The organism is Micromonospora sp. WMMB235, from assembly GCF_001855515.1.
Lineage (GTDB): Bacteria > Actinomycetota > Actinomycetes > Mycobacteriales > Micromonosporaceae > Micromonospora > Micromonospora aurantiaca.
The window spans coordinates 6,379,603-6,403,311 of record NZ_MDRX01000001.1 but is presented as its reverse complement, the minus strand read 5'-3'; the positions used below and the strand labels follow the sequence as shown (position 1 = coordinate 6,403,311).

19 protein-coding genes are annotated in these 23,709 nt (G+C 73.3%); 5 read left to right on the top strand and 14 right to left on the bottom strand.

Translation table 11 applies throughout. From position 1 onward, the window contains the following. Nucleotides 1-16 precede the first annotated feature (16 nt). Complete coding sequence (recQ, locus tag BFV98_RS28625) at nucleotides 17-1,870, top strand: DNA helicase RecQ (RefSeq protein ID WP_071098390.1); 1,854 nt, start codon at nucleotides 17-19, stop codon at nucleotides 1,868-1,870. Nucleotides 1,871-2,027: 157 nt separating this feature from the next. On the opposite strand, the gene BFV98_RS28620 is transcribed toward recQ, so the two are convergent. The 5 genes from BFV98_RS28620 to rsgA form a co-directional block, all read right to left on the bottom strand. Then, nucleotides 2,028-2,675 carry a C39 family peptidase gene (locus tag BFV98_RS28620; protein ID WP_071098388.1) on the bottom strand — a complete coding sequence of 216 codons (648 nt, stop codon included), beginning with the start codon at nucleotides 2,673-2,675 and terminating at the stop codon, nucleotides 2,028-2,030. Nucleotides 2,676-3,437: 762 nt separating this feature from the next. Then, complete coding sequence (uvrC, locus tag BFV98_RS28615) at nucleotides 3,438-5,390, bottom strand: excinuclease ABC subunit UvrC (RefSeq protein ID WP_071098386.1); 1,953 nt, start codon at nucleotides 5,388-5,390, stop codon at nucleotides 3,438-3,440. 83 nt (nucleotides 5,391-5,473) lie between these two features. Then, a complete protein-coding gene (locus tag BFV98_RS28610; protein ID WP_013287473.1) occupies nucleotides 5,474-5,962 on the bottom strand; it encodes a Rieske (2Fe-2S) protein in 489 nt (162 codons plus the stop codon). 118 nt (nucleotides 5,963-6,080) lie between these two features. Then, entirely contained in the window at nucleotides 6,081-9,023 is a 2,943-nt protein-coding gene (uvrA, locus tag BFV98_RS28605) for an excinuclease ABC subunit UvrA (protein ID WP_013287474.1), read from the bottom strand. Nucleotides 9,024-9,230: 207 nt separating this feature from the next. Further along, nucleotides 9,231-10,310 carry a ribosome small subunit-dependent GTPase A gene (gene rsgA / locus BFV98_RS28600; RefSeq protein WP_013475871.1) on the bottom strand — a complete coding sequence of 360 codons (1,080 nt, stop codon included), beginning with the start codon at nucleotides 10,308-10,310 and terminating at the stop codon, nucleotides 9,231-9,233. Between the two features lie 237 nt (nucleotides 10,311-10,547). Here rsgA and BFV98_RS28595 point away from each other — a divergent pair, with 237 nt between their 5' ends. Together BFV98_RS28595 and BFV98_RS28590 are read left to right on the top strand one after the other, a co-directional pair. After that, nucleotides 10,548-11,264, top strand: a complete 717-nt coding sequence (locus BFV98_RS28595; protein WP_013287476.1) for a maleylpyruvate isomerase family mycothiol-dependent enzyme — start codon at nucleotides 10,548-10,550, stop codon at nucleotides 11,262-11,264. Between the two features lie 8 nt (nucleotides 11,265-11,272). Continuing rightward, nucleotides 11,273-11,926 (top strand): MBL fold metallo-hydrolase, encoded by a 654-nt coding sequence (locus tag BFV98_RS28590; RefSeq protein ID WP_041784581.1) that lies wholly within the window; start codon nucleotides 11,273-11,275, stop codon nucleotides 11,924-11,926. Between the two features lie 45 nt (nucleotides 11,927-11,971). On the opposite strand, the gene BFV98_RS28585 is transcribed toward BFV98_RS28590, so the two are convergent. After that, the gene (locus BFV98_RS28585; protein ID WP_013287478.1) at nucleotides 11,972-12,580 is read right to left on the bottom strand and encodes a DedA family protein; all 609 of its coding nucleotides are present in this window, start codon (nucleotides 12,578-12,580) and stop codon (nucleotides 11,972-11,974) included. Nucleotides 12,581-12,679: 99 nt separating this feature from the next. Beyond that, nucleotides 12,680-13,354 (bottom strand): methyltransferase, encoded by a 675-nt coding sequence (locus tag BFV98_RS28580; RefSeq protein ID WP_013475868.1) that lies wholly within the window; start codon nucleotides 13,352-13,354, stop codon nucleotides 12,680-12,682. Nucleotides 13,355-13,534: 180 nt separating this feature from the next. Here BFV98_RS28580 and BFV98_RS28575 point away from each other — a divergent pair, with 180 nt between their 5' ends. Continuing rightward, nucleotides 13,535-13,738, top strand: coding sequence for a cold-shock protein (locus BFV98_RS28575; RefSeq protein WP_013287480.1), 204 nt, complete (start codon nucleotides 13,535-13,537; stop codon nucleotides 13,736-13,738). Nucleotides 13,739-13,787: 49 nt separating this feature from the next. Here the strand turns inward: BFV98_RS28575 and BFV98_RS28570 are convergent, their stop codons facing one another. The 5 genes from BFV98_RS28570 to BFV98_RS28550 all read right to left on the bottom strand — a co-directional run bounded on the left by BFV98_RS28570 (nucleotide 13,788) and on the right by BFV98_RS28550 (nucleotide 18,981). After that, a complete protein-coding gene (locus BFV98_RS28570) occupies nucleotides 13,788-15,062 on the bottom strand; it encodes an MFS transporter (RefSeq protein WP_013287481.1) in 1,275 nt (424 codons plus the stop codon). After that, nucleotides 15,059-15,634 (bottom strand): helix-turn-helix transcriptional regulator, encoded by a 576-nt coding sequence (locus tag BFV98_RS28565; RefSeq protein ID WP_013287482.1) that lies wholly within the window; start codon nucleotides 15,632-15,634, stop codon nucleotides 15,059-15,061. Before BFV98_RS28565 ends, BFV98_RS28570 begins: the two co-directional genes overlap by 4 nt. Nucleotides 15,635-15,731: 97 nt before the next feature. Next, a complete protein-coding gene (locus BFV98_RS28560; protein WP_013287483.1) occupies nucleotides 15,732-16,640 on the bottom strand; it encodes a hypothetical protein in 909 nt (302 codons plus the stop codon). 170 nt (nucleotides 16,641-16,810) lie between these two features. After that, nucleotides 16,811-18,460: a CocE/NonD family hydrolase gene (locus BFV98_RS28555; RefSeq protein WP_071098384.1), complete on the bottom strand. Its 1,650-nt coding sequence runs from the start codon at nucleotides 18,458-18,460 to the stop codon at nucleotides 16,811-16,813. Nucleotides 18,461-18,462: 2 nt separating this feature from the next. Beyond that, entirely contained in the window at nucleotides 18,463-18,981 is a 519-nt protein-coding gene (locus BFV98_RS28550; protein WP_030274141.1) for a MarR family winged helix-turn-helix transcriptional regulator, read from the bottom strand. Between the two features lie 136 nt (nucleotides 18,982-19,117). Between BFV98_RS28550 and BFV98_RS28545 the strand changes: the two genes are divergently transcribed. Beyond that, a complete protein-coding gene (locus BFV98_RS28545; protein WP_071098383.1) occupies nucleotides 19,118-21,244 on the top strand; it encodes an MMPL family transporter in 2,127 nt (708 codons plus the stop codon). Nucleotides 21,245-21,298: 54 nt separating this feature from the next. On the opposite strand, the gene BFV98_RS28540 is transcribed toward BFV98_RS28545, so the two are convergent. Together BFV98_RS28540 and BFV98_RS28535 are read right to left on the bottom strand one after the other, a co-directional pair. Next, nucleotides 21,299-22,168, bottom strand: a complete 870-nt coding sequence (locus tag BFV98_RS28540) for a lytic transglycosylase domain-containing protein (RefSeq protein ID WP_013287487.1) — start codon at nucleotides 22,166-22,168, stop codon at nucleotides 21,299-21,301. Nucleotides 22,169-22,200: 32 nt separating this feature from the next. Further along, entirely contained in the window at nucleotides 22,201-23,673 is a 1,473-nt protein-coding gene (locus tag BFV98_RS28535; RefSeq protein ID WP_030274138.1) for a DedA family protein, read from the bottom strand. Nucleotides 23,674-23,709: the final 36 nt, after the last annotated feature.

The following is a 23,709-nucleotide window of genomic DNA, read 5'->3' as shown; positions in this document are numbered from 1 at the left end:
CTCGTAGACTGCGCGGATGGTCTCCCCCACCGACGAGCGGACCACCTCCCCACCGGCCGGCGACGCGCTCGACGTGTTGCGCCGGGTCTTCGGGTACGACGCCTTCCGCGGCTTCCAGCAGGAGGTCGTCGAGCACGTGGTGGCCGGCGGCGACGCGCTGGTGCTCATGCCCACCGGTGGCGGCAAGTCGCTGTGCTACCAGATCCCCGCGCTGGTCCGCGACGGTGTGGCGGTGGTCGTCTCGCCGCTGATCGCGCTCATGCAGGACCAGGTCGACGCCCTGACGGCGGTCGGTGTCCGGGCCGGGTTCCTCAACTCGACCCAGGATCCCGCGCAGCGGCGCCGGGTCGAGGCGGCCTACCTCGCCGGCGAGCTGGACCTGCTCTACCTCGCCCCGGAAGGGCTCGCGGTGCGGTCCACGCTCGGCCTGCTGGAACGCGGCCGGGTCGCGTTGTTCGCGATCGACGAGGCGCACTGCGTCTCGCAGTGGGGGCACGACTTCCGCCCCGACTACCTCAACCTGTCGATGCTGCACGAACGCTGGCCGGACGTGCCGCGGATCGCGCTGACCGCCACCGCGACGCAGGCGACCCGCACCGAGATCGCCACCCGGCTGCGGCTCACCGAGGCCCGGCACTTCGTGGCCAGCTTCGACCGGCCCAACATCCAGTACCGCATCGTGCCCAAGCGGGAGCCGCGCCGCCAGCTGCTCAGCCTGCTGCGCGACGAGCACTCCGGCGACGCCGGCATCGTCTACTGCCTGTCCCGCGCCTCGGTGGAGAAGACCGCCGAGTTCCTGGTCGCCAACGGCATCCCCGCGCTGCCGTACCACGCCGGGCTGGACGCCTCGACCCGCGCCGCCAACCAGCAGCGTTTCCTGCGCGAGGACGGCCTGGTCATGATCGCCACCATCGCGTTCGGCATGGGCATCGACAAGCCCGACGTGCGCTTCGTCGCCCACCTGGACCTGCCGAAGTCGGTGGAGGGCTACTACCAGGAGACCGGCCGCGCCGGGCGCGACGGGCTGCCGTCCACGGCCTGGCTGGCGTACGGGCTCCAGGACGTCGTGCAGCAACGCAAGATGATCGAGACGTCGGAGGGCGACCTGGCGCACCGGCGCAACCTCGCCGCCCACCTGGACGCCATGCTGGCGCTCTGCGAGACGGTCCGCTGCCGCCGCGCCCAACTGCTCGAATACTTCGGCGAGACCGGCGTGGCCGACTGCGGCAACTGCGACACCTGCCTCGAACCACCGGAGTCCTGGGACGGCACCGTCGCCGCGCAGAAGCTGCTGTCCACCGTCTTCCGGCTCGACCGCGAGCGCAACCAGCGGTTCGGCGCCGGGCACAGCATCGACATCCTGCTCGGCAAGCACACCGACAAGATCGACCAGTACGGCCACGACGCGCTCAGCACGTTCGGCATCGGCACCGAGCTGCGCGAGGCCGAGTGGCGTGGGGTGGTGCGGCAACTGCTGGCCGAGGGTCTGCTCGCGGTCGAGGGCGACTACGGCACGCTGGCGCTGACCGAGGCCAGCGCGGACGTGCTCGGCCGCCGCCGTACCGTCACGCTGCGCAAGGAGCCCGAGCGCCCGGCCGGCCGGTCCGCCAAGCCGCGGGGCGCGGCCACTGTGGTCGCCGACCTCTCCCCCGCCGCCGCGCCCGTCTTCGAGCGGCTCCGCGCGTGGCGCGCGGCCACCGCCAAGGAGCAGGGCGTCCCGGCGTACGTCATCTTCCACGACGCGACCCTGCGGCAGATCGCCGCCGAGCCGCCCACCTCCCTCGCCGAGTTGTCCCGGTTCAACGGGGTCGGCGAGAACAAGCTCGCCAAGTACGGCGAGGCGATCCTGGCCGTCCTCGCCGAGTCCTGACGCACGCGGAAGGGCCCGACCCCGTGGTGGGGTCGGGCCCTTCCGGTGTGCTGTGGCCTCGCTGGGGGTCACGCGGTGGTGCTCTGGTCCGCGAGGTCGTGCTCGCCGCATTGGCTGCGTTTCTTGCTTTGCAGCCGTGGGTGCGGCGGTGTTGGTCTTAGCTGGTGCTGTAGCCGCGGGTGGCGATCCAGTCGGCGAGGTTGTCGATGTTCATGCGGTAGGTGGCGGTGGTGGGGTCGGCGCTGTCGGCGATGGTGACGGTGTTGCCGTTGTCGCGGTAGCCGATGACGCTGATGTAGTGGCCGCCTTCGAAGGAGTGGGTGGTGCCGTCGGTGTCGGTGGCGGTGCCGGCGATGTTGGCGACCACGGCCCGTCCGGCGTCGACGGTCTTGACGACGTCGGCGCGCAGGGTGTCGGTCTGCTTGTCGTCGGCCTTGGGGGTGCTGATCTCGACCGACTTGTAGGCGTCCTTGGTGCCGGTCTCCTTGTTCAGTACGGGGGTGATGTCGTTGATGCTGTTGGTGCCGGCCTCGGTGGTGCCCATCTCGCGGGCCATGGTGTGTACGTCGATGTTCTTGCCCTGCACGCTCAGGGCGTTGCGGGCGGCGGCGGGGCCGCAGAAGTAGAAGTTGGGCTGGGCTTCGTAGCGGACGTCGAGTTCCCGCTCGCCGTGGCCCTTGCGGTCCGCCACCACGCTGGTGGTGGGGGCGGCGTGGGCGGCGATCGCGGGGCCGGCGATGCCGCCGGCGGTGGCGGCGATACCGGCAGCGGTCAGAACGGTCTTACGCAGCAGAGTGGTAGCCATGATGGTTGCCTCCCTGAAGTGGGGGATGACGCGGCGGGGGATGCCGCGCGAAAGGGGGGAAAGTCTTGGGGGTGCCCGTCGATAGGGCTGGCGCGCGGGCGACCCTGGGGGGCCTGCTCCGCGGCTCGGGGATGTAACGACGACCGGGCCGGGCCGATTCCCTGACCTGGCGATCCGCTCCCGGGTGCCGGGCGGGCCGGTGTCCGGCGCTCGACCCGGTTCCTCGGCGGTCAGCCATGTACAACGCCCCGCGCCCGCCACCGATTCCACGCTGACGATGGCACCGACCACAGCCCCGATCATCTCAGCGAACCGGACACCGCCTACCAAACCCACCAGCCGGGGAGGGGATCCGCGAGATCCCGGGCCCCAGCAACAAGATCCACCCCTGCCCGCGCGCGATCTTGCACTTTGGTGCCGGACATGCCTCGCGAAACGGGCATTCCACGGGCCCAAAGTGCAAGATCGCGGAGGAGGGCGGGGCCGGGGCCGGGGCCGGGACGGGGACGGGTGGCGGGGGCGGGGGGCGGGGGGCGGGGACGACGGGTCACCCGCCCTCGCGTGGCGACACAACCCGCACCGAACCACCCGCGGAACCCTCCCAGGAAGCGGGATGACGCTTCCGCCCATCGGGACCAGCGCCGTCGGTGGAACGTCATGGGTGTCAAATGCGGGCGGAGACACCCATGGTGTTCCACTCGGGCGTTGCCGGCGGGCCGGACAACGGGCGCGAGCAGGAACGGGCAGGAGCCGGGGAACGGGTCAGGGGCGGGGGGCGGCTTCGGTGGTGGTGGTGGTGGAGCCGTCCAGCGCGGCCAGGATCGCCTCGGCCGTACGCCGGCCCACCCCGGGCACTTCGGTGATCTCCTCCACCGTGGCGGACGACAGCCGCTTCAGTGAGCCGAAGTGCCGCAGCAGCGCCTTGCGGCGTACCTCGCCGAGGCCGGGGACGTTGTCCAGCGCCGACTCGGTCATCCGCTTGGAGCGCCGCTGCCTGTGGAACGTGATGGCGAAGCGGTGCGCCTCGTCGCGGACCCGTTGCAGCAGGTAGAGCGCCTCGGAGGTGCGCGGCAGGATCACCGGGAACTCGTCGTCGGGCAGCCAGACCTCCTCCAGCCGCTTCGCCAGCCCGCACAGCGCCACGTCGTCGATGCCCAGCTCGGCGAGCGCCTTCGCGGCGGCGGCGACCTGGGGCGGGCCACCGTCGACCACGACGAGCTGCGGTGGGTACGCGAACTTGCGCGGTCGCCCGGTGGTCGGGTCGATGCCGGGCCGGTCGGGGTCGGAGGCGGTCTCCTCGCCCAGCTCACCGGTCTCGGCGCGGGCGTCGAGGTAGCGGGCGAAGCGCCGCCGCAGCACCTCGGACATGGCCGACAGGTCGTCGGTGGCGCCGCGCACGATGAACCGGCGGTATTCGCTCTTGCGGGGCAGCCCGTCCTCGAACACGACCATGCTGGCGACCACGTCGGTGCCCTGAATCTGGGACACGTCGAAGCACTCGATGCGCAGCGGTGAGGTGTTCATGGCGAGCGCGTCGGCGATCTCGTCGAGCGCCTGGCTGCGGGTGGTCAGGTCACCGGCCCGCATGAGCTTGTGCCGGGCCAGCGCGTCCCTGGCGTTGCGCTCGACAGTCTCCAGCAGCGACCGCTTGTCGCCGCGCTGCGGCACCCGCAGCGACACCCGGCTGCCCCGGCGGGCGGTGAGCCAGTCGGCGAGCGCGTCGGCGTCGCCTGGTAGCTCGGGGACGAGCAGCTCGCGGGGCACGTCGGCCTCGCCCTGCTCGCCGCCGTACACCTGGGTGCAGAAGTGGTGCACGAGGTCGCCGGTGGTCAGCTCCTCGGTCTTCTCCACCACCCAGCCGCGCTGGCCGCGCACCCGGCCGCCGCGGACGTGGAAGACCTGCACGGCGGCTTCGAGCGGGTCGTCGGCGAACGCGACCACGTCGGCGTCGGTGCCGTCGCCGAGCACCACCGTCTGCTTCTCCATCGCCCGGCGCAGCGCCGCGACGTCGTCGCGCAGCCGGGCGGCCCGCTCGAACTCCAGCTGCTCGCTGGCGTCGAGCATCTCCTTCTCCAGCCGCCGGACCATGGTGTCGGTGCGGCCGGCCATGAAGTCGCAGAAGCCGTCGACGATCTCCCGGTGCTGTTCTGCGGTGACGCTGCCGACGCACGGCGCCGAGCACTTGCCGATGTAGCCGAGCAGGCAGGGCCGGCCGACCTGGCCGGCCCGCTTGAACACCCCGGACGAGCAGGTCCGCGCCGGGAAGACCCGCAGCAGCAGGTCGAGCGTCTCGCGGATGGCCCAGGCGTGGGAGTACGGCCCGAAGTAGCGCACACCCTTGCGCTTCACGCCGCGCATCACCTGCAACCGGGGGTATTCCTCGTCGAGCGTGACCGCGAGATAGGGGTACGACTTGTCGTCGCGGTAGCGGACGTTGAACCGGGGGTCGTACTGCTTGATCCAGGTGTATTCCTGCTGGAGCGCCTCGACCTCGGTGGCGACGGTGATCCAGTCGACCGACTCGGCGGTGAACACCATCTGCCGGGTGCGCTGGTGCAGGCCGACCGGGTCGGCGAAGTAGGAGTTGAGCCGGCTGCGCAGGTTGCGCGCCTTGCCGACGTAGATCACCCGGCCGGTGCCGTCGCGGAAGCGGTAGACCCCTGGCGACTCCGGGATGGTGCCGGGCGCGGGACGGTAGGTCGAGGGGTCAGCCACGGCGTCAAGCCTAGTCCGCACCCCTGACACGCGACCGTCACCGCGCCCCCGCCGACGACCGGCCGACGGGGGCGCGGAACGGGTCAGGCCAGCGTGATCTGGTCGCCGTCGACCTTGATCTCCTTCGCCGCGAGCGGCTTGGTGGCCGGGCCGCCCTTCACCGAGCCGTCGACGATCGAGAACCGGCTGTTGTGGCAGGTGCAGTTGATCGTGCCGCCGTCGACGTTCGACACCGGGCAGCGCTGGTGCGTGCAGATCGGGTCGAACGCCTTAAACTGGCCGGCCTCGGGCTGCGTGATCACCACGCCCTGGCTGGCGAAGACGGCGCCGCCGCCCACCGGGATGTCCGAGGTGCGCGCCAGCGCGCTGCCGCCGTCACGGTCGCCGCCGCCGGCGTCGCCGGTCGCGGTGGCGCCGGGCGGGCCGCCGCTGGTCGGGGCGAGCCCGGGGGACGCGTCGTCGTCGCTGCCGCAGCCCGCGAGCACCACGGCCGCGCCGATCGCTCCGGCTCCGGTGAGCAGGGTACGGCGGCTCTGGGTGACCGGTCGGGTCAGCGCCTGATCATCACTCATATCCGGCCTTTCTCTCGGCTTACTGCGGAAACACGCACCAGCGTGGGGCACGGTTCATACTGGCGCGTCACAGACCGGGCACCGACGGCCCGGCCTGCGAAAACGCGTACCGGATGGGTCAGCGCGCCCCGGCGGGGACCTTGCGGGTCCGCGTCTTGGCGCTGCCGTTGGCCTTGGCCGCCCGGGTGGTGGCCGCCTTGGCGCCCTTGGCCTCGCCGTCGAGCTTGAGGATCGGCCGCAGGAACTGCCCGGTGTGGCTCTCCGGCACCTCGGCGACCTCCTCCGGCGTGCCGGTGGCGAGCACGGTGCCGCCCCGGTGGCCGCCCTCGGGGCCCATGTCGATGAGCCAGTCGGCCGTCTTGATCACGTCGAGGTTGTGCTCGATGGTGATGACCGTGTTGCCCTTGTCGACCAGGCCCTCCAGCACCATCAGCAGCTTGCGGATGTCCTCGAAGTGCAGGCCGGTGGTGGGCTCGTCGAGCACGTAGACGGTGCGGCCGGTGGAGCGCTTCTGGAGTTCGGAGGCGAGCTTGACGCGCTGCGCCTCACCGCCGGACAGCGTCGGCGCGGGCTGGCCGAGGCGGACGTAGCCGAGGCCGACGTCGACGAGCGTCCTGAGGTGCCGGTGGATGGCCGGGATGGCGGAGAAGAACTCGGCCGCCTCCTCGATCGGCATGTCCAGCACCTCGGCGACCGTCTTGCCCTTGTAGTGCACCTCGAGCGTCTCGCGGTTGTAGCGCGCGCCCTTGCACACCTCGCAGGGGACGTAGACGTCCGGCAGGAAGTTCATCTCGATCTTGATCGTGCCGTCACCGGAGCACGCCTCGCAGCGCCCGCCCTTGACGTTGAACGAGAACCGGCCCGGGCCGTACCCGCGCACCTTGGCCTCGGTGGTCTCGGCGAAGAGCTTGCGGATGTGGTCCCAGACACCGGTGTACGTGGCGGGGTTGGAGCGCGGCGTCCGCCCGATCGGCGACTGGTCCACGCCGACGACCTTGTCCACGTTCTCCAGGCCGGTGATCCGCGTGTGCCGGCCGGGCACCAGCCGGGCGCCGTTGATCTGGTTGGCGAGCACTGTGTAGAGGATGTCGTTGACGAGCGTCGACTTGCCCGAGCCGCTGACGCCGGTGACCGCGATGAGCTGGCCGAGCGGGAAGCTCACGGTGAGGTTGCGCAGGTTGTGCTCGCGCGCGCCGTGCACCACCAGCTCGCGCCCCGGCGTCTGCGGCCGGCGGGCGGCCGGCGTCGGGATGGACTTCCGCCCGGCCAGGTACGCCCCGGTGACCGACTCGGTGTTGTCCAGCAGCGCCGGCACCGACCCGCTGTGCACGATCTTGCCGCCGTGCTCGCCCGCGCCCGGGCCGATGTCGACGATCCAGTCCGCCACCCGGATGGTGTCCTCGTCGTGCTCGACCACGATCAGCGTGTTGCCCAGGCCGCGCAGCCGCAGCAGCGTCTCGATGAGCCGGTGGTTGTCGCGCTGGTGCAGGCCGATCGACGGCTCGTCGAGCACGTAGAGCACGCCGACCAGGCCGGAGCCGATCTGGGTGGCCAGCCGGATGCGCTGGGCCTCACCGCCGGAGAGCGTGCCGGCCGGGCGGTCCAGCGAGAGGTAGTCCAGACCGACGTCGAGCAGGAACTTCAGCCGGGCGTTGATCTCCTTGAGGACCCGCTCGGCGATCATCTTCTGCCGGTCGGTCAGCTCGATGCCGGCGAGCAGGTCGGCCGCCTCGCCGACGGAGAGGTTGCAGACCTCGGCGATGCTCTTGCCGGCCAGGGTGACCGCGAGCACCTCCGGCTTGAGCCGGGTGCCGCCGCAGGCCGCGCAGGGCACGTCCCGCATGTAGCCCTCGTACTTGTCCCGGGACCACTCCGACTCGGTGTCGGTGTGCCGCCGCTCGATCCACTGCACCACGCCCTCGAAGCCGGTGTAGTAGGAGCGCTCGCGGCCGTACTTGTTGCGGTAGCGCACGTGCACCTGGTCGTCGGAGCCGTGCAGGATCGTCTTCTGCGCCCGCGACGGCAGCGCCCGCCACGGGGTGTCGATGTCGAAGTGCTCGGCCTCGCCGAGCGCCTCCAGCAGCCGCAGGAAGTATTCGAGGTTGTGGCCGGTGGCCCAGGGCTGGATCGCGCCCTCGCGCAGCGTGCGCTCCGGGTCGGGGATGACCAGCTCGGGGTCCACCTCCTTCTTGGTGCCGAGGCCGGTGCACTCCGGACAGGCGCCGTACGGGGCGTTGAAGGAGAAGACGCGGGGTTCCAGATCCTCGATCGCGAGGGGGTGGTCGTTCGGGCAGGCCAGGTGCTCGGAGTAGCGGCGCTCCCGGGCCGGGTCGTCCTCCGGCAGGTCGACGAAGTCGAGCAGCACCAGGCCGCCGGACAGGCCGAGCGCGGCCTCGACCGAGTCGGTCAGCCGCTGCTTGGCACTCGGCTTGACGCTGAGCCGGTCGATCACCACCTCGATGGTGTGCTTCTCCTGCTTCTTGAGCTTCGGCGGCTCGGTCAGCGGGTGCACCACGCCGTCGACCCGGGCGCGGGCGTAGCCCTTGGCCTGGAGTTCGGCGAACAGGTCGACGTACTCGCCCTTGCGGCCGCGCACCACCGGCGCGAGCACCATGAACCGGGTGCCCTCGGCCATGGCCAGGACGCGGTCGACGATCTGCTGCGGGCTCTGCTTGGAGATCCGCTCGCCGCAGATCGGGCAGTGCGGCTCGCCGATGCGGGCGAACAGCAGGCGGAGGTAGTCGTAGACCTCGGTGATCGTGCCGACGGTGGAGCGCGGGTTGCGCGAGGTGGACTTCTGGTCGATGGAGACGGCGGGACTGAGGCCCTCGATGAAGTCGACGTCGGGCTTGTCCATCTGGCCGAGGAACTGCCGGGCGTACGACGACAGGGACTCGACGTAGCGGCGCTGGCCCTCGGCGAAGATGGTGTCGAACGCCAGGCTCGACTTGCCCGAACCGGAGAGCCCGGTGAAGACGATCAGGGCGTCCCGGGGCAGGTCGAGACTGACGTCACGCAGGTTGTGCTCGCGCGCGCCACGGATGATCAGTCGGTCGGCCACGGTGCGTGTGCTCCCGGAAGAAGAATATGAGGCGGATCTGTGCACCAGACGCCGGGTCTGGGTGGTTTTCACAGGTTGTCGGGCGCAGAAAAGACGCCTCGGCAACTCTAGCCCCGACGTATGACAACTTCCGTCGCGCGAACATTCCCCCAGCTCAGGCCGGTCGGGCGGGAACCACGCAGGTCCACCCGACCGGCCCGGGCCGGCTCAGAATGCCCCTGGTGCGGGCGGGGTCGCCGGACGTCCGGTGCGTCGCCGCCCGGCCCGCCATCCGCCCCGCCGTTCGGCCGCCAGCCGGGCCGCGCGGCGACCGCCCTCGTGCTCGATCTCCCGCTGCAACCGGCGCCAGCTCTCCCAGCGGCGCACCGGCAGCTCGCCGTCGTCCATCGCGGCCCGCACCGCGCAGCCCGGCTCGGCGTCGTGGGCGCAGTCGGCGTACCGGCAGCCGGCGGCCAGCTCGGTGATGTCGGCGAACGCCCGGTCCAGGCCGGCCGCGCCGTCGAGCAGGCCGACCGCCCGTACGCCCGGGGTGTCCAGCACCGCTCCCCCACCCGGCAGCGGCACCAGCGACCGCCAGGTGGTGGTGTGCCGGCCCTTGCCGTCGACCCGGCGGATCGCCTGGGTGCGCATCACGTCCGCCCCGGCCAGCGCGTTGACCAGGCTCGACTTGCCGGCGCCGGAGGGGCCGAGCAGGCCGAGCGTGCGCCCCGGGGCGACGTGCCTGCGCAGCGGCGCCAGGCCGGTGCCCCGCTCCGCGCTGACCGGCAGCACCGGCACCCCCGGCGCGAGGTCGGCCAGTTGCCGGGCCACCGCCGCCGGGTCGGCGGCCAGGTCGGCCTTGGTGAGCACGACGAGCGGCTCCGCCCCGGATTCGTGCACCAGGGAGAGCAGCCGTTCGATCCGCGCGGCGTCCGGTTCCGGGTGCACCGGCTCGACCACCGCGGCGGCGTCGAGGTTGGCGGCCAGCACCTGGCCGCTGGCGTCCTTGCCCGCGGTACGCCGCACCAGCGCGGTACGCCGCGGCAGCACCGCCTCCACCGTGACCGGGCCGTCCGGCCAGGTGGACAGCAGCACCCAGTCACCCGCGCAGGGCAGCGCGGTCAGGTCGCGGGCGGCGGCGGACAGCACGCCGCCGCCGAGGCTGGCCCGCACCGGCCCCTGCGGGCACAGCACGGTGCAGACGCCCCGGTCCACCCGGGCGACCCGCCCGGGACGGTGGCCGGCGCGCCGGTCGAGATGGGCCGCCCAGCCGGCGTCCCAGCCGAGGGCGGTCAGATCGAGAGTCATGGTGTCCTCATCGGTGTCGAGGGGAGGTACGGCGGAACACACGCGCTGCGACCGGCATGCGCACCACCTCCCCTCCGACTCCCGGTGCCGCGTACCCGACGACGTGGAGCCCGGCGCGTCCGGCGCCGGCCCTATGTCGTCGGCCCCGACGGTAGGTGGCACGCCGACGCGCCGAAAGCGATTTCCCCCCGGGCACGGCCCGGTCCGGCCCGCTAGGGTCGGACGGGTGAGAACGCGATGACCGCCGACCCCCTGCTGCTGACCGGCGCGCTGGCCGAGGCGAACGACCGGCTGCTGCGTACCGTGTCCGGTCTGACCGCCGCGGACGTCGCGGCGCCCTCGCTGCTGCCGGGCTGGACCCGCGCGCACGTGCTCACCCACCTGGCCCGCAACGCCGACGGGTTCGTCAACCTGCTCACCTCGGCGCGCACCGGCGAGGAGATCCCGATGTACGCCTCGGCGCAGGCCCGCGCCGACGACATCGACGCCGGCGCCGACCGCGGCCCGGCCGACCTGCTGGACGACGTACGCCGCAGCGGCCAGCGCTTCGACGCGGCGGTCGCGGCGATGCCCGTGGACGCCTGGGGCGCCACGGTGCAGACCCGGCGTGGCCCGTGGCCGGCGGCGATGCTGGTCTGGGGGCGGCTGCGCGAGGTCGAGGTGCACCACGTCGACCTGGCGGCCGGTTACCGGCCCGCGGACTGGCCGGAGGCGTTCGCTCAGCGGCTGCTGCACGAGGTGGTGACCGGGCTGGCCGGCAACCCGGCCGCACCGGCCATGGTGCTGCGTTTCGACGGCGCGGCGTCCGAACTCGTCGTGGGTGACCCGGAGGGGGCGCCCACGGTCACCGGCCCCGCGCCGGAACTCGCCGCCTGGCTGACCGGCCGGGGCGCGGGCGAGCTGCTCACCGTCGAACCCGACGGCCCCCTGCCGAACCCACCGGAATGGATCTGAACATCGTCATGACCTACACCGGAGACGTCACGCCCGGCGGTCCGCCGGCCGTGCGCGAGCTCGACCGGCTCACCGTCACCAAGCTGTCGGTGGGCCCGATGGACAACAACGCCTATCTGCTGCGCTGCAACGCCACCGGCGAGCAGGTGCTGATCGACGCCGCGAACGAGGCGCCGCGCCTGCTGGAGCTGGTCGGCGACGGCGGGCTGGCCGCCGTGGTGACCACCCACCAGCACATGGACCACTGGGTCGCGCTGGAGGAGGTGGTGGCCAAGACCGGGGCGCGCGCGCTGGTGCACGCCGACGACGCCGAGGGCCTGCCCATCGAGGCCGAGCGGCTCGCCGACGGCGACACGGTGCCGGTCGGTGACTGCGGGCTGGAGGTCATCCACCTGCGCGGGCACACACCGGGCTCGATCGCGCTGCTCTACCGCGACCCGGCCGGCACCCCGCATCTCTTCACCGGGGACTCCCTCTTCCCGGGTGGCGTGGGAAACACGGACCAGGATCCGGAGCGCTTCGGCCGGCTCATCGACGACGTCGAGGCCAAGCTGTTCGACCGGCTGCCGGACGACACCTGGTTCTACCCGGGCCACGGCAAGGACAGCACCATCGGCGCCGAGCGGCCCGCGTTGCCGCAGTGGCGCGCCCGCGGCTGGTGAGGACGCCCGGCCCGGCCTCCCCCGTGACGGCCGGGCCGGGCGCGGTCAGGCGGTGAGCGCCCGCAGCCGGCGCCGGGTGGCGAGCAGCACCGGGCCGGCCAGCAGCAGCCCGACCGCCATGGTCAGCACCGTGGGGTTGAGCGCCCCGGGGAGCAGGCCGGTCAGCGCCCGCGCGGCGAGCCCCAGCGCCACGTAGAGCCCGGCCCACGCGGTCGCCCCGGCCGCCGCGCAGACCAGGAACCGCCGGTACGACATCCGCAGCCCGCCCGCGGCCAGCGGCAGCAACGCGTTGAACACCGGCAGGAACGGCGCCACCAGCACGATCCGTCCTCCGCCGCGGTGCAGCAGCGTCTCGGCTGCGGCCCAGCGGGACTCGCCGATCCAGCCGCCCACCCGGCTGTCCCGCAGCCGCCCGCCCCAGCGCCGGCCGGCGAAGAAACTCAGCGACCAGCCGACCAGGCAGCCCGCGACCACCGCCGCGACGGTGAGCGCCCCACCGGCCGGACGACCCGCGCCGACCGCGGCCAGGACCGCGGCGTCGCCGGGCACCAGCACCCCGATCAGGGGTACGGCGTCGGCGAGCATGACCACGCCGAGCAGCCCCATCAACAGGGTGGTGGGCAGCTCACCGGCGGCGGCCACGAGTTCGTTCATGAGCTGCACGCTATGCGGCGGCGGCACGCAGGCGCATCGGGCATGATCCCCCAGTGGTCCCCGACACCCGGCCGGGGAGACCCCTAGGGTCAGCCGGGCTCATCGGGGCCGGAGCACCTGCACCCGGCGTACCGGGGAGTCGACCGAGGGTTCGGTGGTCGGCACCGGGTAGCTCGCCACCAGTTCCAGCCCGTCCGGCGGCAGGTGGCCCCGGTCCGGGTCACCGACCAGCACCTGCACGCCGTGTGCGGCGCAGCGCCGCAGGTAGGGCAGGACCCGGGCGGCCAGGCCCGCGTCGTAGAGCGCGTCCCCTGCCACCAGCAGGTCGGCGCCGGTCACCCCGTCGAGCAGGTCGGCGCCGTCGGCTGTCACCCGGACCCGGTTGGCCCGGGCGTTGACGGTGACCGCCGCCACCGCGTACGGGTCGATGTCGTTGGCAATGACCTGGTCGGCACCGGCGAGCGCGGCGGCGATGGCGACCAGCCCCGAGCCGGCGCCCAGGTCGAGCACCCGCCGCCCGGCGGCCAGCTCCGGGTGGTCCAGCAGGTGCCGGGCGAGCGCCTGGCCACCGGCCCAGACCGACGCCCAGTACGGCGGCGGCAGCGACCGCCCGGCGGCGGCCTCCATCCGGGCCCACCACAGGATGGCGTCCTCGGCCAGGTACAGGCGCACCTCCGGCACGAACGGCGTACCGACCAGGCGCAGGCGGTCCGGGCCCCCGCCGGGCGCCGCGATCTCCTGCTCCAGGTCGGCCAGAGCCGTCTGCCTGCTCATCGGGGCAAGCATGCCGTGCCCGGCCCGACGGCGGGGTCTTTTTCCGGTCGCGCACGTATTCACGGGCGCGCCGCGCGCTTCCGGCAGCGGATTCCGGTCCGGACGGTTACTGTCAGGGTGGTACAGGGCGATCACCGGCCGCGGAGCCGGTGCTCGCTCGCATTGAACAGGGAGAGACGCATGGCAACCGGCACGGTCAAGTGGTTCAACTCGGAAAAGGGCTTCGGCTTCATCGAGCAGGACGGCGGAGGCCCGGACGTGTTCGTCCACTACTCGGCCATCCAGAGCAGTGGCTACCGCGAGCTGAACGAGGGCCAGAAGGTCGAGTTCGAGGTGACCCAGGGGCAGAAGGGCCCGCAGGCGGACAACGTTCGTCCGATGTAGCGCGTGCCGGTGGCGGCGGTCGGGCTCCGACCGCCGCCGCAGTGCATCCTCAGAACGGCGCGGCCGGCAGGTCGCGCCGTTTCCGTAGTGGCCCGGCCAGCAGGATCAGCGGGGTCAGCGCCAGCCAGGCGGTCATCACCCGGATCGCGCCGCCCGGCCCCCACGCCGCGCCCAGCGCCCCGGCGAGCAGGGCGGCCAGCGGAATCGTCCCGTAGTTGAGCAGCTGCATGCTCACCGTGACGCGGCCGAGCAGCCGGTACGGCGTGTACGTCTGCCGGAAACTGCCCTTGACCACGTTGCCGACGGCGACGCCGAGGCTCACCAGGATCCCGCCGAGCACCAGCCAGCCGGTGCGCGCGCCGGGCCCGGCGAGCGGGATCAGCAGCGCGGGCGGGCCGGTGAGGGCACCGGCGACCAGCAGCGTCCGGGCGCTGCCGAGCCGCCGGGACAGGCGCGCGGCCAGCGCGGCGCCGATCACGCCGCCGAGGCTGGCGAGTCCGATCAGGAGGCCGACCAGCCCGGCGGGCAGCTCGGCCGAGCGGACCAGGAACACCACGAGCACGGCCTGGTAGCCGGTGAGCCCGATGTTGCTGGCCGCCCCGAAGACCGTCAGCACCCGCAGGTACGGGTCGCGGACGACGAACCGCAGCCCGGCGGCGACCTCGCGGCGCAGCGACGTCGTCCCGGCGGGACGGTGCGGCCGGGGTTCGGCCGCGCGGATGCGGCGCAGGCACAGCGCGGAGAGCAGGAAGCTCAGCGCGTCCAGCGCCACCGCGGCCACCGCGCCGACGAGCTGGGCGACCAGGCCGGCCAGCCCGGGCCCGACCAGGTAGCTCGCGGTCTGGGTGGCGTGCAGGCGGGCGTTGGCCTCGGGCACCTGCCCGGGACGCAGCAGCGTGGGCAGGTAGACCTGGTCGGCGGTCTCGAAGAAGACCCGGGCCAGTCCGGCGCCCAGCGCCACGACCAGCAGGTGGCCGACGGTGAGCAGGCCGAGCAGGGCGGCCACCGGCACGCTCGCGAACAGCGCGGCGGCGACCAGGTCGGCGGCGATCATCACGGGCCGGCGGCGGACGCGGTCGACCCACGCCCCGACCGGCAGCCCGGCGAGCAGCCACGGCAGCCACGCCGCCGCGGTGAGCACCGCCACCTGGAACGTGGTCGCGTCGAGCACCGCGACCGCGACCAGCGGCAGCGCCACGACGGTCATGTTGTTGCCCACGGCGCTGACCGTGTGGGCGGTCCAGAGCAGCCGGAAGTCGCGGTGCCGGAACAAGCCGCCGGGCGGCGCGTCGACCGGGCCGGACGTCCGCGCGGTGGCGGTCACGGCCGGCCCGGGACGCCGTGGGCGAACACGAAGACCGGTTCGCGGCGGCGCCCGTCGTCGGGCACCGTCCGGTCGGCCCACCGGGCCAGCAGCTCGATCACCTCGCGGCTGAGTTCGGCCAGCTCGTCCGGGGTCAGGTGCAGCCACTTGTCGGTGCTGAACGGCCCTTCGCCCCACGCGGCGTGCGCCTCGTCGGGCGCCGCCTGCCAGGCGCGGACCAGCTCGGCGTGCCGCTCCAGGTTGAGTGAACTGGCCGCGTCGGCCACCACCCGGGCCGCCGGGTCGTCGTCGAAGTCGCTGTTGGACCAGCGCACCCCCCGGTCGCGCAGCCGCCACCAGCGTTCCCGGCGGTCGCGGGCCAGCTCGGGCGCCTCGACCAGCAGGTCCGCGGCGGCGAGCACCTTGAGGTGGTGGCTCACGTTCGCCGGCGCCTGGCCGGTGTGCTCGGCGAGCGTGCCGACTGTGCACGGGCCGTACACCTTGAGCACGTCCATGAGCCGGCGGCGCAGTGGGTGGGCGAGCGCGGCGAGCACCCGCGAGTCGGTGACCTGCCGGACCGTGGGCTGTTCCATCCGGCGAGTCTGACATTCGCAAGAGCTGTTGCGCAATATCTCTTGCCGAATGAGCCGGACCGGGGCGCCGCGACACGACGGTCGCGGCGCCGGACGGTCAGGCGGTCAGCCGGCGGGACAGTTCGTCGGCCACGTCCCGGGCGATCTGCGGCGGGATGGCCTCGGCGATCTTCTCCGGCGGCAGCCCGGCCAGCACCCCGGAGACGATCTGCTGCTCGTCGGTGAAGTCCTTGCCGGACAACTCGTTCACCTGCGCCACGAGTGCCGGCCAGGCGCGCAGCATCGCCAGCATCTGCTGCAACGGCGAGTTCGCCATGGGCGGGTTGACCAGCCCGGTGGTGTTCGCCGGCGAGATGAGCCAGTTGCGCAGGTTCTGCAGGTCGGCCAGGACGTCGCCGACCGTACGGCTCTTCGAGCCGGTGTTCCCGATGAGCTTGTCGGTCTGTTCCATGTCGTCCTCCGGTTTCACGACGGCGATCATCCCGATCGCGGTGAGGTAGCGGCGGAACAGCGGGGTCTGGTCCCGCCCCGCCTTTGTGGAGTCGCGGAAGAAGCTGAAGTGGGTGTGGAACAGGTGGCTGCTGTCGCCGCCGGTCCGCCGTCCCAGCCGGTCCCAGCGGCGCACCGTCCGCCCGTCCGGGGAGTAGATGATCTCCCGGATGTCCCGGGTGTCGGCCGCGTTCGCGGCGCACTGCGCCACCATCCAGGCGGAGAAGGTCCGCAGGTTGTGCGTGCCGCCGCCGGAGCGGACCGAGAACGTGCCGACGTCCAGCGCTGACGCGTACAACGTGAGCCCGGACCGGTCCCGGCTGGACTCCACCACCGAGTAGTCGTTCGTGACGACCCGGTCGGAGCCGCAGTGGTAACCGCCACGGTGGTTCACGTCGCCGACGATGCCGACCTCCGCCGGCTCCAGGTCGTCGGCGCGTACGGCGTTCTTGTCGACGTTGAGATAGGTGAGTAACAGGTTCCGGACGGCCAGCAGGTTCGCCGGGGCCGACGTCATGGCAGCTCCCCTTCCGATCGATGACCGGCGAGGGCACGACAATCACACCGCGTGATGACATGCGATCCGCGGACGCGCCCCGCCGGATAACTGCACGGCACCGGGCACTTGCTCCGAGCTTAACCACGGTTAGGCAGAAGTGCCCAGCTCAGGGGCGCTTTTTTGAACTATCAGCCCGCTGTGGACGGTGTCGGCACGAGCGGCAGCACCAACGCCGAGGGATGCTCACGATCGTGGAGGATCTCCCGCCAGCCAGCACGGAGGGTCACAGCGGTGCCGAGCGGCTCACCGGTGCCGGGGTTGCGCGCGTAGCGGGGGTGGGCGCCACCGGAGACCTGCACCCGCAGCCGGTGCCCGGACGCGAAGCGGTACGCCGTCGGCCAGAGCGTCACCGGCACGGTGACCACTCCGGACGGATCGCGCGGGAACCGCCCGGGCTCGACGCGGACCAGGCCGTCGCAGACGTTCCAGGAGCGCCCGCGCCGGTCCACGTCGCACAGACGCACGAACACGTCCAGGTACGACAGTTCGCTGCGCAGGTGGATCTCGGCGCGTACCGGCCCGGCCACCTCGACCGGGTCGCGCAGCGGCTCGCTGGTGTAGGTGAGCACGTCCGGGCGCGCCTCGACCGGCCGGTTGTCCACCGCGCCGGCCCGCTGGGCCACCAGCAGCGGGCCACCGAGCGACGGGGTGGGGTCGGCCGGGTCGTACCAGATCCGGTCCGGTGCGCCGTGCTCCTGCGGTTCCGGGGCCAGCCCGCCGGCGGATCGCAGGTGCCATCGCGCGGGTGTGGCCGGTGGCGGCCAGTCCGGCAGGTCGCGCCAGCCGCCGCCGTCGCCGCCGACGTGCACCCGTACCGGCGCGCGTTCCGGCCCGGGCCGCCCGGCCAGGTGGGTGTCGAGCCAGTCCAGGCCCTCCCGCAGCGACGCCAGGAGCAGCCCCGGGCTGCCGTGCGTCCACGGCCCGACGACCAGGCGGGTCCGCGTCCCGGCGGCCCGCAGACGGGCGTAGTCGTCGAGCTGGGCCGGCAGGAAGATGTCCTGCCAGCCGCTGACCATCGCCACCGGGGCCTGGACCTCGGTGATCCGGTCGCCGAAGACCCGGGTACGCCAGTAGTCGGCGTCGGGCGTGTGGTGACGCAGCCACTCCTGGAAGAACGGCACCGTCACGCCGGTGGCGACCCGGTCCGCCTCGGCCAGCGGCAGGTGCGCCAGGGCGCGGGCGAGCCGGGGCTGGCCGCGTTTGAGCTCCCACTGCCGGGCCAGCCAGGGCACCGTCTGCGCCTGGAGCAGCTCGGCCCAGGTGAGCACCGTGTCCAGCGCGAACGACTCCCCCGCGTACGTGGAGTCGCGGGTGGCCGACGCGGTCACCACGGCGACCATCGCCCGCAGCTCATCGCCCGCCTCGGCCGCGAGCGCCCACTGCACGAAGCCCTGGTAGCTGGCGCCGAACATGCCGAACGCGCCGGTCCACCACCGCTGGCGGCGCAGCCAGTCCAGCGTGTCCAGGCCGTCGTCGCGCTCGTGCACGAGCGGCGCGAACTCGCCGCCGGAGCCGAACGTGCCGCGGCACGACTGGATCACCACGTGGAAACCCCGCTCGGCGATCAGGCGGCCCAGCAGCCGGATCGGCCCGCCCCGCCCGTACGGGGTGCGGATCAGCACGCACGGCGCGGCGGGCAGACCGGGCGCGTAGTGGTCGGTGCGCAGCGTCACCCCGTCGCGTACCCGGACCGGGATGTCCCGGGTGACGGCGACCCGCCCGGTGCGGGCGGCGGGCAGTCGCAGCGCCGCGGTGGCGGCCCGGGTGACCAGCCGCATGATCAGTCGGCCGGGCCGGAGGCGTCGCCGCGACGGGGAGCGGCGCGGATCTCGTCCCGGTGGGTACGCATGGAGTGCACCATCTCGGCCATGAACCGGTGCACCACGGCCAGCTCGTCGTCGCTGAAGCGGTCCATCACCTCGTCGGTACGGCGACCCAGCGGCCCGAAGAAGCTCTGCGCCAGCGTCGCGCCGCGGTCGGCGTAGTGCAGGAGGATCTTGCGACGGTCGGCGGTGTCCCGGTCGCGCCGGATGTGGCCGCCGCGTTCCAGCCGGTCGACCAGCGCGGTCACCGAGCCGGAGGAGAGGTTGAGCGCCTCGCCGAGCCGGCCGGGGGTGATCGGGTCGCCCACCAGCTCGGCCTCCATGACCGCGATCAGGGCGTACAGGTCGGTGGCGTTGAGCCCGTGCAGCCCGGCGAACGCGTGCCCGATGTGCTGCGCGTCGACCGAGTAACGACGCAGGTCGTTGGTGATGTCGGCCACCATGCGCCCGCGTGGGTCGTCACGTCGCCGGTACATCCTGTGCGCCGCCACCGCTTGCCGCCACCCCCTGTCGAACAGTTCCGGTTGCAGCATAGAACCACCGCGGATAATCTCGCTCATCAAGATACTCGTTAAGGGAGAATCCCCCGCGACCAATATGTGAGGGCATCAGATGTCTCTGTTCACCCGCGTCGTCCGGGGCCGGCTGGCCGCCTGGCTCACGCTGGCCGCCGCACTCGTCGTCGGCGTGGTCGCCTTCGGGCTACCGAAGCCGGACAATCCGGCGCCCGTCTCCGACACCGGCCTGTCCGTGGAGTGGCAGTCGACGCAGGTCGAGCGGCTCCAGGAGCAGTTGCCCTCCAAGGACGCCCAGACCGCCCTGGTGGTGGTCAGCCGCGCCGACCGGGCCCCGTTGAGCGGGGCCGACCGCAGCGTGCTCGACGGCCTCGGCGGCGAGTTGAGCTCGCTCGCCGCCGGCGGGCGGGTCTCCCCCGCCCAGGTCTCCCCGGACGGCACTGTGGCGCTGGTCGCGGTGCCGCTGTCCACCGCGGGCGGCCCGTCGGCGGTGGTCGACGAGGTGGAGAAGCTCCGCGAGGCCGTCGGTGACCTGCCCGGCGAGCTGACCGTCGAGGTCACCGGCGGGCCCGCGTTCACCGCCGACCTGGGCAAGGTGTTCCAGGGCGCGGACACCACCCTGCTGCTGGTCACCGCCGCCGTGGTGGCGGTGCTGCTGCTCGTCACCTACCGCAGCCCGTTCCTGTGGCTGGTACCGCTGCTGGTGGTGGGCGCCACCGAGCAGATCACGCTGCGCGTGGTGGAGTCCCTCGTCCCCGCCTTCGGCATCTACCTGCCCAGCGGGCAGGTGACGGGCATCGCCAGCGTGCTGGTGTTCGGCGCCGCCACCAACTACGCGCTGCTGCTCATCGCCCGCTACCGGGAGGAACTGCGCCGCGAGGAGGACCGGTTCGCCGCCATGCGGTCGGCGCTGCGCCGCACCGCCGAGCCGATCCTGGCCAGCGGCAGCACCGTCGTCCTCGGCGTGCTCACGCTGCTGCTGTCCGAGCAGGAGACCAACCGGGCGCTCGCCCTGGCCTGCGCCACCGGTGTGATCCTCGCCATGCTCTCCGCCCTGTTCGTGCTCCCCGCCGCGCTGCTGCTGTTCGGCCGGGGCCTGTTCTGGCCGTTCGTCCCCCGCGTCGGCAGCGCCGCCCGCGAGGGCCGGATCTGGGGCCGCCTCGGCGAACTGGTGGTCCGCCGGCCGCTGCCGGTCGCCGCGCTCGCAGTCCTGCTGCTCGCCGGCCTCGCCCTCGGCGGCCTGGGCATCCGCACCGGGCTGTCCGAGACCGAGCAGTTCAGCGAGAAGCCCGAGGCGGTCGCCGGAGCCGAGACGCTCGCCCGGGCGTTCCCGGCCGGCAGCACCCAGCCGGTCGCGGTGCTCACCACCCCGCAGGCCGCCCAGGCGGTCCTCGCCGCGGCCAGCGGCGTCGACGGGGTCGCCTCGGCGCGGCCCGGCGCCGCCGGGGACCGGGTCGCCCAGATCGACGTGGTGCTCACCGCCGAGCCGGGCAGCGCCGCCTCCGACCGGGCCGTGGTGGCGCTGCGCGACGCCGTGTCCGCCGTACCGGACTCGGCACCGCCCGCCGTGGAGGGCGCGGACGCCCCCGACGGTGCCCTGGTCGGTGGCTCGGTCGCTGCCACCTACGACTCGAACGAGGCCAACACCAAGGACCTCCAGCTGATCCTGCCGCTCATCCTGCTGCTGGTCGGCGCGGTGCTGGTGCTGCTGCTGCGCGGGCTCCTGGCGCCGCTGCTGCTGGTGCTCACAGTCATCGGCTCGTTCTTCGCCAGCCTCGGCGCGGCCTGGTTGCTCTTCGACCACGTGCTGGACTTCCCGGCGCTGGACAGCGGGGTACTGCTGCTCGCGTTCGTGTTCCTGGTGGCGCTCGGCGTCGACTACAACATCTTCCTGGTCACCCGGGCCCGGGAGGACGCGCGCCGCACCGGCACCCGCGACGGCATGCTGTCGGCGCTGCGGGTCACCGGCGGCGTGATCACCAGCGCCGGCATCCTGCTGGCCGCGGTGTTCGCGGTGCTCGGCGTGCTGCCGCTGATCACGCTCACCCAGATCGGCATCATCGTCTGCATCGGCGTGCTGCTGGACACGCTGCTGGTCCGTACCGTCCTGGTGCCGGCGCTGGCGTTCCTGCTCGGCGACCGGTTCTGGTGGCCCGGGCGGATCACCCGGGACGCCGACGCGCCCGCCGCGACGCCGGCCGAGCCGGTCACCGCACGGGACTGACGACACGGGCGGGGGCCGGCGCGTACGCCGGCCCCCGCCCGTTCGTCCGGTCGCTCAGAAGCTCAGGCACTCGCACTCGGTCATCAGCGCCCGCACGTTGCGCACGTACTGCGGGTTGGGGATGGTCAGCGGCTGATCCTCCCGCGCGACCGCGCCGTGCCCGTAGTTGTAGGCCGCGATCACGGCGTTGAGCAGGCAGGAGTTCAGCTCGGCGGTGCACAGCGAGGCGTCGAGCCGGTAGTCGGACTCGAAGTACATGTCGCCGATGTACTTGGTCAGCCAGGCCAGGTAGGTGCCGCCCAGATAGGCGTTGTCCCGGTAGGCGTCGATGTCGTACGACTGGCCGAAGCGCTGGTTCATCCACTCCGCCGTGGCCGGCATGACCTGCATCAGCCCGACCCCGCCGTCACAGGCGATGATGTTGGACTGCCACCCGCTCTCCTGCCAGGCGGTGGCCTTCAGCAGCGCCGACGGGATGCGGATGTCCGGCGCCGACGTCGGCCAGTACGTCCGCGCCGCCGCGTCGGCGAGCGCCGCCTTGACCTGACTCTGGCTGGCCTTGGTGCCCCGGTAGCTCGGCTTGCAGCCGTCGTCCACCGGCTTCGGCGGCGCCGGTGGCACCTGGGTCTCGGTCGGCGGCTTCGGCCGGGCCAGCGGCGCCGTGGTCGTGCGCGACGGCTTGGCCCGCGGCTTCGGTTTCGCCGACGCGCTCGGGCTGGGCCGGCCGCCCATCGCCGCGACCGCCGGTGGCTCCTCGCTCGGCGCGTCGGCGGGCGCCTCCTGCGGTTGCTCCGCCGGGGCCGCCGTGGGCAGGTCCGCAGCGACCTCCCGGACCGGCCGTTCCTCCTCGCCGCACGCCGTCAGCGTGGCCGCCGCGAGCAGCGCCACCACTGTCACGGCCCATCGGCCGAGTCCTCGCCGCATCGGACCTCCCCGTAGTCCCCCGTCGGCGCACCCTAGCAAGGATCGACGGGTCCGGGGGGTACCCGCGACGCGGACCGGCGGCGCCGGGGCCGGGGCGGCGACTCCCCCGCCACCGCGTCGGCCGGCCGTTCGCCGCGGTCCGCGCCGGCCGGTCGCTCGTCCCGGTCGGCCAGCCGGTCCCGGGTCGCCCACGCCACCACGAAGACGGTCGTCCACGCGAGGCCCAGCAGCACCGCCGTGACGGTGCCGCTCGCCGTACTGAAGCCCAGGTAGAGCCGCGCGCCGGTGACAGTGACCACCCCCGCCGACGCGGCCGTCCACACCGCCGCGCCCACCGGCCAGCGGGCCCCCCGCGACAGCAGCCAGGCGAGCGTGCCGAAGCTCGCGGTCACCACCGCGTTCTGGGTCGGGAACAGGTCACCGGGGCGGTCCGGGCCACCCGGGCCGGTCAGGTCCGCGACGACGACGAGCAGCACCAGCGGCACGGCGGCGCCGACAGTACCCAGCACGCCGAGCGGGTCGGCCCCCCACGCCCGGCCCCGCCGCGCCACCACCGCGGCGACCAGGGCGACCGCGGCGATCAGCACCCAGCCGCGCAGCACCGACACCGCCAGCAGCGCCGTGTCGACCACCCCGGGGGTACGCCGGGCGGCGAACCAGTCGGCGACCAGCCCGTCGAGGACCCCGAGCCCGCTGTGCGCGACGACCGCCTCCAGCAGGACCGCCACGGCCAGCCCGGCGACGAACAGCAGCGCCAGTCCCAGCGCCAGGTTGATCAGCAGCGTCCAGGCCGGGCCGACCCGCATGGCGACCAGGAAGAACAGCACCCCGTACCGGGCCCGCACCCAGCGCAGCGGCGGCAACGCGGCGGCCCGCGCCGTGAGCGCGCGTACCGGGTCCGGGTTGCGCCCCAGCCAGCGGCCCGCGAGGACCACGGCGAGCAGGCACAGCAGCAGGGCCAGCACCGCGCCGGTGGCCCGGCCGAGCAGCTTCGACACCCGCTCGTACGACTCACCGGCCAGGTAGCCGGCCAGCACCGAGGCGCCGACCCAGCTCGCGACCCCGGCGAGGTTCCACGGCGCGAACCGCCGGTACGGCATCCCCGCCGACCCGGCCAGCCGGGGCGCCAGCGTGCGGGCGAACGCGATCCAGCGGGCCGCGAGCACGCCCCGGCCGCCGAGGCGCTCCAGCAGCGAGTCGGCCCGCCGCCACCGGTGCGCGCCGATCCGGGCACCCACGCCCGAGGCGCGCAGACGGGGGCCGTACCGGCGGCCCGCCCGCCACGCGAGTGTGTCTCCGATCACGGCGGCGGCGGTCATGGCCACCAGCACGGGCGCGAGGCGCAGCGTCCCCGCGTACGCTAGGAAGCCGACCAGAAGCAGGGTCGCCTCGCCGGGCATCAGCAGCCCGACGATCACCGCGGTCTCCGCCGCGACGATCGCCGCGGCGGCCACGTAGATCAGCAGGGGCGGCAGCTCCTGCAGCCAGCTCAGCAGGTCAGGCATCGGACACCCCGCACGGGTGTCAGCATGCCAGTCGCT